A 6,263-nucleotide genomic window follows, 5' to 3' on the forward strand; every position below is an offset into this window, starting at 1 on the left:
GCTGGTGAACGGCCACTGGCCGAGTTCGCAGGTGTTGGTCTTGCCGACGATCACCGCACCGGCGGCGCGCAGCCTGCGCACCACCTCGGCGTCGGCGTCGGCGACCCGGACGTCGCCGTCGGCGCCGAACCGGGTGGGCACGCCCGCGACGTCGACGTCGTCCTTGACCGCGATCGGGATGCCCAGCAGCGGGTGGCGGCACAGGTCGGCGCCGGCCGCACGCTTGCGGTCGGCCTCGGCCGCGTCGGCCAGCGCCTGCTCGGCGAGCACCACCCGGAACGCGTTCAGGGTCGGCTGGCTCGCCTCGATGGCCTCCAGCGACCGGGTCACCAGGTCGACGGACGTGGCGGTGCCGGCGGCGAGCTGGAACAACTGGTTGCCCACCGTGGGAAATCGGGTGTGACGCCGGGAGGAGGATGAACTGCGGGAAGAAGTGGTTTCGGCCATCACGTACGAGAGTATCGGCGCTGCGAACCGAAAATCGTCCCCCGGCAGTGGGAGACTGATCCGATGCGTCTGTACCGGGATCGGGCTGTGGTGCTCCGGCAGCACAAGCTCGGCGAAGCCGACCGGATCGTGAGTCTGCTGACCCGCGATCACGGTCTGGTGCGGGCAGTGGCCAAAGGGGTGCGGCGCACCCGCAGCAAGTTCGGCGCACGACTGGAACCGTTCGCGCACATCGACGTTCAGCTACACCCTGGCCGCAACCTGGACATCGTCACCCAGGTGCAGGCCATCGACGCGTTCGCCTCCGACATCGTCAGCGACTACGGCCGCTACACCTGTGCCTGCGCGATGCTGGAGACCGCGGAGCGGATCGCGGGGGAGGAGCGCGCCCCGGTGCCGGCGCTGCACCGGCTCACCGTGGCCGCGCTGCGCGCGGTGGCCGACGCCGCCCGGCCCCGCGAACTCGTCCTCGACGCCTACCTGCTGCGCGCGATGGGGGTCGCGGGATGGGCGCCGGCGCTGACCGAGTGCGCACGGTGCGCGGCCCCCGGGCCGCACCGGGCGTTCCACGTCGGGGCCGGCGGAAGCGTGTGTGTGCACTGCCGGCCGTCCGGCTCGGTGACCCCGCCGCAGGGGGTACTGGACCTGATGGCCGCCCTGTACGAGGGCGACTGGGAGCACGCGCAGCTGTCCACCTCGGCGCACCGCAGCCAGGCCAGCGGGCTGGTGGCCGCCCATCTGCAGTGGCACCTGGAACGCCAGCTGCGGACGTTGCCGCTCGTGGAGCGCAGGGCAGAGCGGATGGTTGCCGGGGGCATCAGGCAGGATGTTGCGCATGGCAATGGAACGGACCGGGCGGCGGAAGGGTCGGCCCAGCTACCCGCAGCTGCCCCCGGCGCCTGACGACTACCCGACCTTCCCGGACAAGTCGACCTGGCCCGTCGTCTTCCCTGAACTTCCCCCGCGGACCAACGGCAAGTTCTCCCGGCCGCCGCAGCACACCTCGAAAGAGGCCGCGCCGAAGATCCCGGCCGGCCAGGTGCCCAACCACGTCGCGGTCGTGATGGACGGCAACGGCCGCTGGGCCACCCAGCGCGGGCTCGGCCGCACCGAGGGCCACAAGATGGGCGAGGCGGTGCTCATCGACATCACCTGCGGGGCCATCGAGATCGGCATCAAGCACCTCACGGTGTACGCGTTCTCCACCGAGAACTGGAAGCGCAGCACCGAGGAAGTGCGGTTCCTGATGGGCTTCAACCGCGAGGTGGTGCGCCGCCGCCGGGAGAACCTCAACGAGATGGGCGTGCGGATGCGCTGGGTCGGTTCGCGGCCCCGCATGTGGAGCAGCGTCATCAAGGAATTCGACATCGCCGAGCAGATGACCGTCGACAATGACGTCATCACGATCAACTACTGCGTCAACTACGGCGGCCGCACCGAGATCGTCGAGGCGGCCCGTGAACTGGCTCAGGAGGCGGCCGACGGCAAGATCAAGCCGAACCGCATCAGTGAGGCCCAGTTCGCCAAGCACCTGCACCGCGCCGACATCCCCGACGTCGACCTGTTCATCCGGACCTCCGGGGAGCAGCGGGCCAGCAACTTCCTGCTGTGGCAGGCGGCCTACGCCGAGTACGTGTTCCAGGACAAGCTGTGGCCGGACTACGACCGTCGCGATCTGTGGGCGGCGTGCGAGGAGTACGTGAACCGCAACAGGCGCTTCGGCAGAGCCGAATGATGTACCGGAGCGGCGGGGCCTGATGGAACTGTCTGATCGCCTGGCGGTGGTGCTGGCCGAGATCCTGCCCGTGACCCGGGAGGACGACGGCGCGCTGACTGTGCAGCACGACCAGACGTTCGCCTCGCTGAGGGTGGTCACCATCGCCGAGGACCTCGACCTGGTGTCACTGACGCAGGTGCTGGCCTGGGATCTGTTGTTGGACAAGAACCTTCGTGCCAAGGTCGCCAAACATGCCCACGACACGTTGCTGGGCACGGTGTCGCTGGTCGAGAAGACCGGCGCGGCCGGGGGCAACGCCAAGAAGGTCGGCGATGTGCTGTTGCGGTACAACTTCCCGGCGGCCGGGCTGACCGACGACGCGCTGCGCACGCTGGTGTTGATGGTGCTGTCCACCGGGAGCGACGTGCGGCGGGCTCTGACCGGTTAAGGTCGCCGAATGCGCATCCTGCTCATCGTCGTGGGCGTGCTGGTCGCGCTGGCCGGCACCTTGTTCGCGTTCCAGGGCTTCGGGGCGGTGCAGGGCAGCCCGATGAGCAGCACCACGACGTGGTCGGTTCTCGGACCGCTGATCGCGATCGTCGGCGTGCTGATCGCTGTCGCAGGCTGGCGCCGCGGTAGGCGGCGTTAACGCCCGGCCGTGCAGCCGGTGCAGATGCCGAAGATCTCGATGGTGTGGCTGACGTCGGAGAAGCCGTGTTCGTGGGCGACGTCGGCGGCCCAGGCCTCGACGTGGCCGCCCTGGATCTCGACGGTGCAGCCGCAGGCGCGGCAGACGAGATGATGGTGATGGTGTTCGGAACAGCGCCGGTACACCGATTCGCCGGTGTCGGTGCGCAGCGTGTCCACCATCCCGGCGGCGGCCATCTGCTGCAGCGTGCGGTACACGGTGGTCAGGCCGATGCCTTCGCCTCGGCGGCGCAGTTCGTCGTGCAGTTCCTGGGCGGACCGGAAGTCGTCGATGTTCTCCAGCAGCGCGGAGATGGCGGCGCGCTGCCGGGTCGAGCGCACGGCGCCCGTCATCGCGGTTCCTCGGTGGCATGGGTCACCGCGGCGACCACGATCTCGGCGAGGTGATTGTCGACCAGCCGGTACAACACCTCCCGACCCGAGCGTGACCCCTCCACCACACCCGCGGACTTCAGGATGCGCAGATGCTGGCTGACCAGCGGCTGGGGCACGCCCAGCGCGTCGACGAGCTCGTGGACGCAGCGCGCCTCCTCGCGCAGCTGCAGCACGATCGCGATCCGCACCGGAGCGGCCAGCGCCCGCAGCAGGTCCCCGGCGGTGTCGAGAACCGCGCGCTGCGGAAGCTCGGCCGGCGGGGTGCCGGCGTGGTGGTGGACCTCCGCCGGACCTGCTGTACTGGAAATCGTTTTCATTAGGTGTCACGATACATGCGCGACCGTGCATGTCAATCGGGGATGTGACGCGGACGGCAATAGCGACCTCGCTACGCTGTCACTCCGTGGCCCCGTCTTCGATCGTCGACACCGTTGCGAACCTCGCCAAGCGTCGCGGGCTGGTGTTCCAGTCCGGCGAGATCTACGGCGGTACCAAATCCGCCTGGGACTACGGCCCACTCGGTGTCGAGCTCAAGGAGAACATCAAGCGGCAGTGGTGGCGCTCCGTCGTCACCAGCCGTGACGACGTCGTCGGGCTGGACAGCGCGATCATCCTGCCCCGCCAGGTGTGGGTCGCCTCCGGCCACGTCGAGGTGTTCAACGACCCGCTGGTGGAGTGCCTGAACTGCCATAAGCGCCACCGGCAGGACCACATGCAGGAGTCCTTCTTCGAGAAGAAGGGCGCCAAGGAGGGGTACGCCGACCCCGACGCGGTGCCGATGTCGGAGATCGTGTGCCCGGACTGCGGCACCAAGGGGCAGTGGACCGAGCCCCGCGACTTCAACATGATGCTCAAGACCTATCTCGGCCCGATCGAGTCCGAGGACGGTCTGCACTACCTGCGCCCCGAGACCGCGCAGGGCATCTTCGTCAACTTCGCCAACGTGGTCACCACCGCGCGCAAGAAGCCGCCCTTCGGCATCGGGCAGATCGGCAAGAGCTTCCGCAACGAGATCACCCCGGGCAACTTCATCTTCCGCACGCGCGAGTTCGAGCAGATGGAGATGGAGTTCTTCGTCGAGCCGTCGACGGCCCCGGAATGGCATCAGTACTGGATCGACACCCGTCTCCAGTGGTACGTCGACCTCGGCATCGATCGCGACAACCTGCGCCTGTACGAGCATCCGAAGGAGAAGTTGTCGCACTACTCCGACGGCACCACCGACATCGAGTACAAGTTCGGTTTCGCCGGCAACCCGTGGGGTGAGCTGGAAGGCATCGCCAACCGCACCAACTTCGACTTGTCCACGCATTCAAAGCATTCCGGTGTCGATCTGTCGTTCTACGACCAGGCCACCGACACCCGCTACGTGCCGTACGTGATCGAGCCGGCGGCCGGCCTGACCCGCTCGCTGATGGCGTTCCTGGTGGATGCGTACAACGAGGACGAGGCTCCCAACGCCAAGGGCGGTGTCGACAAGCGCACGGTGCTGCGGTTGGACCCGCGGCTGGCGCCGGTCAAGGCCGCGGTGCTGCCGCTGTCGCGCCACGCGGACCTGTCGCCCAAGGCGCGCGACCTGGCTGCCGAGCTTCGCAAGGCGTGGAACGTCGAGTTCGACGACGCCGGCGCGATCGGGCGTCGCTACCGTCGCCAGGACGAGATCGGCACGCCGTACTGCATCACCGTCGACTTCGACTCGTTGGAGGACCATGCGGTCACCATCCGCGAACGCGACGCGATGACCCAGGAGCGCGTGGCCATCGACGCGGTGTCCGACTATCTCGCGGTGCGCCTCAAGGGCTGCTAACCCCCGCTTCACTTCTGACCGCGAGCGTGCGTGTCTGCGGCGGACACGCCGTCAGAATCACGAAGTTCACGCACGCTCAGGCTGCCATCCGGCGCACCAACGCGTTCTCGATGCGTCGCACCATGACCTCGGGGTGTTTCCGGACGTCGTCGGACACCACCGACAGCATGCTCCAACCGATCTCCTGGAGCGCCGCGCGTTTCTGACGGTCCCGGGCGAACCGCTCCGGATCGCTGTGCCAGTCGAATCCGTCGTACTCGACGGCGAGACTGGCACCCGGCCAGGCGAAGTCGACGCGCCACATCCGCCCACTGCGGTCGAGGAGTTCGTGCTGCAGCAGGGGTGCGGGCAATCTGCCGTCAAGCATTGCCAGCCGTGCCTCGCTCTCCATCGGCGACTCGGCCCGAGGGTCAGCCAGCGGGATGAGGTCACGCACCGCCACGATGCCGCGCCGACCGGCCTGCGCGCTGGCGGCGATCGCCAGCCCGCGATGGTCACAGCTCCTGCTGCGTAGCGCCGCGTCCAGCGTGGCCAACGCCCGCGGCCGGCGGAGGGACCGCGCAACCTCGACGGCGGTCCACGCCGCGGCCGTCGCCGGTCGGCCGTCCGCCACGCTCAACGGGGCGCCTTCGCGCCGGTGCACGACCAGACCGTCGCAGTTGCGCAGCTGGTGTCTCGGCGGATTGATGGCGTGGATGTCGCGGGTGTCCTCGGTGTCGAAGCCGTACGCGGCGGCCGCGGTGCCCAGGCATATTGCGACGGGTTCGCCGGCCCGCAGGTCGAGGCCGCGCAGTCGCGTCATCGTGTCCGGCTCGACCCGGCTGTACACGCCGGGCCACACCTTGATCAGGCGGCCGTCGCGGATCTCGGTGTCGAGGCGGCTGCGGCTGCAGAACTGCAACAGCTGAGCCGTCGTCGCGACACCACCCTGCTCCCGGAACTGTTCATCGAATTCGATCATGGCCACGATCGTCGATCGCAGCGTTGCCGCCCCCCACGCGGCAAGCGGTGCACCTGTGGATCAAGTCCCGGTTGGGGATAACCGGCGCCCGACGAACGTGCGTGAAGTTCGGGAAAAAGGCGGCGTGTCGCCCGCAGACACGCACGCTCGCGGGAAAGGGGGGAGGGGAAAGGGGGAGGGGGAAGGGAGGGGCGCGCGGTTAGAAGCGGCCGCCGCCGCCGCTGAAGCCGCCACCGCCGCCGCCGAAT

9 protein-coding genes are annotated in these 6,263 nt (G+C 68.6%); 5 read left to right on the plus strand and 4 right to left on the minus strand.

Annotation, left to right across the window (positions count from 1 at the left end):
* Positions 1-447, minus strand: a 447-nt coding sequence (locus MVA01S_RS27935; RefSeq protein WP_255251724.1) for an amidase family protein, incomplete at its 3' end; no start/stop codon positions are given.
* 63 nt (positions 448-510) lie between these two features.
* Here MVA01S_RS27935 and recO point away from each other — a divergent pair.
* The 4 genes from recO to MVA01S_RS27955 are packed head-to-tail and all read left to right on the plus strand — an operon-like array spanning position 511 to position 2,813.
* On the plus strand, positions 511-1,350 hold the full coding sequence (gene recO, locus MVA01S_RS27940; protein ID WP_003928548.1) for a DNA repair protein RecO: 840 nt from the start codon (positions 511-513) through the stop codon (positions 1,348-1,350).
* Positions 1,289-2,182: a decaprenyl diphosphate synthase gene (locus tag MVA01S_RS27945; protein ID WP_003928549.1), complete on the plus strand. Its 894-nt coding sequence runs from the start codon at positions 1,289-1,291 to the stop codon at positions 2,180-2,182. The genes recO and MVA01S_RS27945 overlap by 62 nt, the downstream gene beginning before the upstream one ends.
* A gap of 22 nt (positions 2,183-2,204) precedes the next feature.
* Positions 2,205-2,612, plus strand: a complete 408-nt coding sequence (locus MVA01S_RS27950) for a hypothetical protein (protein ID WP_003928550.1) — start codon at positions 2,205-2,207, stop codon at positions 2,610-2,612.
* A gap of 9 nt (positions 2,613-2,621) precedes the next feature.
* On the plus strand, positions 2,622-2,813 hold the full coding sequence (locus tag MVA01S_RS27955; RefSeq protein ID WP_003928551.1) for a hypothetical protein: 192 nt from the start codon (positions 2,622-2,624) through the stop codon (positions 2,811-2,813).
* Here the strand turns inward: MVA01S_RS27955 and MVA01S_RS27960 are convergent.
* Entirely contained in the window at positions 2,810-3,205 is a 396-nt protein-coding gene (locus tag MVA01S_RS27960) for a Fur family transcriptional regulator (protein ID WP_003928552.1), read from the minus strand. The genes MVA01S_RS27955 and MVA01S_RS27960 overlap by 4 nt on opposite strands.
* A complete protein-coding gene (locus MVA01S_RS27965) occupies positions 3,202-3,564 on the minus strand; it encodes an ArsR/SmtB family transcription factor (protein ID WP_003928553.1) in 363 nt (120 codons plus the stop codon). Before MVA01S_RS27965 ends, MVA01S_RS27960 begins: the two co-directional genes overlap by 4 nt.
* An 86-nt stretch (positions 3,565-3,650) precedes the next feature.
* Between MVA01S_RS27965 and MVA01S_RS27970 the strand changes: the two genes are divergently transcribed.
* Positions 3,651-5,054, plus strand: a complete 1,404-nt coding sequence (locus tag MVA01S_RS27970) for a glycine--tRNA ligase (RefSeq protein WP_003928554.1) — start codon at positions 3,651-3,653, stop codon at positions 5,052-5,054.
* A gap of 76 nt (positions 5,055-5,130) precedes the next feature.
* On the opposite strand, the gene MVA01S_RS27975 is transcribed toward MVA01S_RS27970, so the two are convergent.
* Positions 5,131-6,015: a type IV toxin-antitoxin system AbiEi family antitoxin gene (locus MVA01S_RS27975; RefSeq protein ID WP_003928555.1), complete on the minus strand. Its 885-nt coding sequence runs from the start codon at positions 6,013-6,015 to the stop codon at positions 5,131-5,133.
* Positions 6,016-6,263 lie beyond the last annotated feature (248 nt).

Origin of the sequence: Mycolicibacterium vaccae NBRC 14118 = CIP 105934 (assembly GCF_001552715.1) — a bacterium.
Lineage (GTDB): Bacteria > Actinomycetota > Actinomycetes > Mycobacteriales > Mycobacteriaceae > Mycobacterium > Mycobacterium vaccae.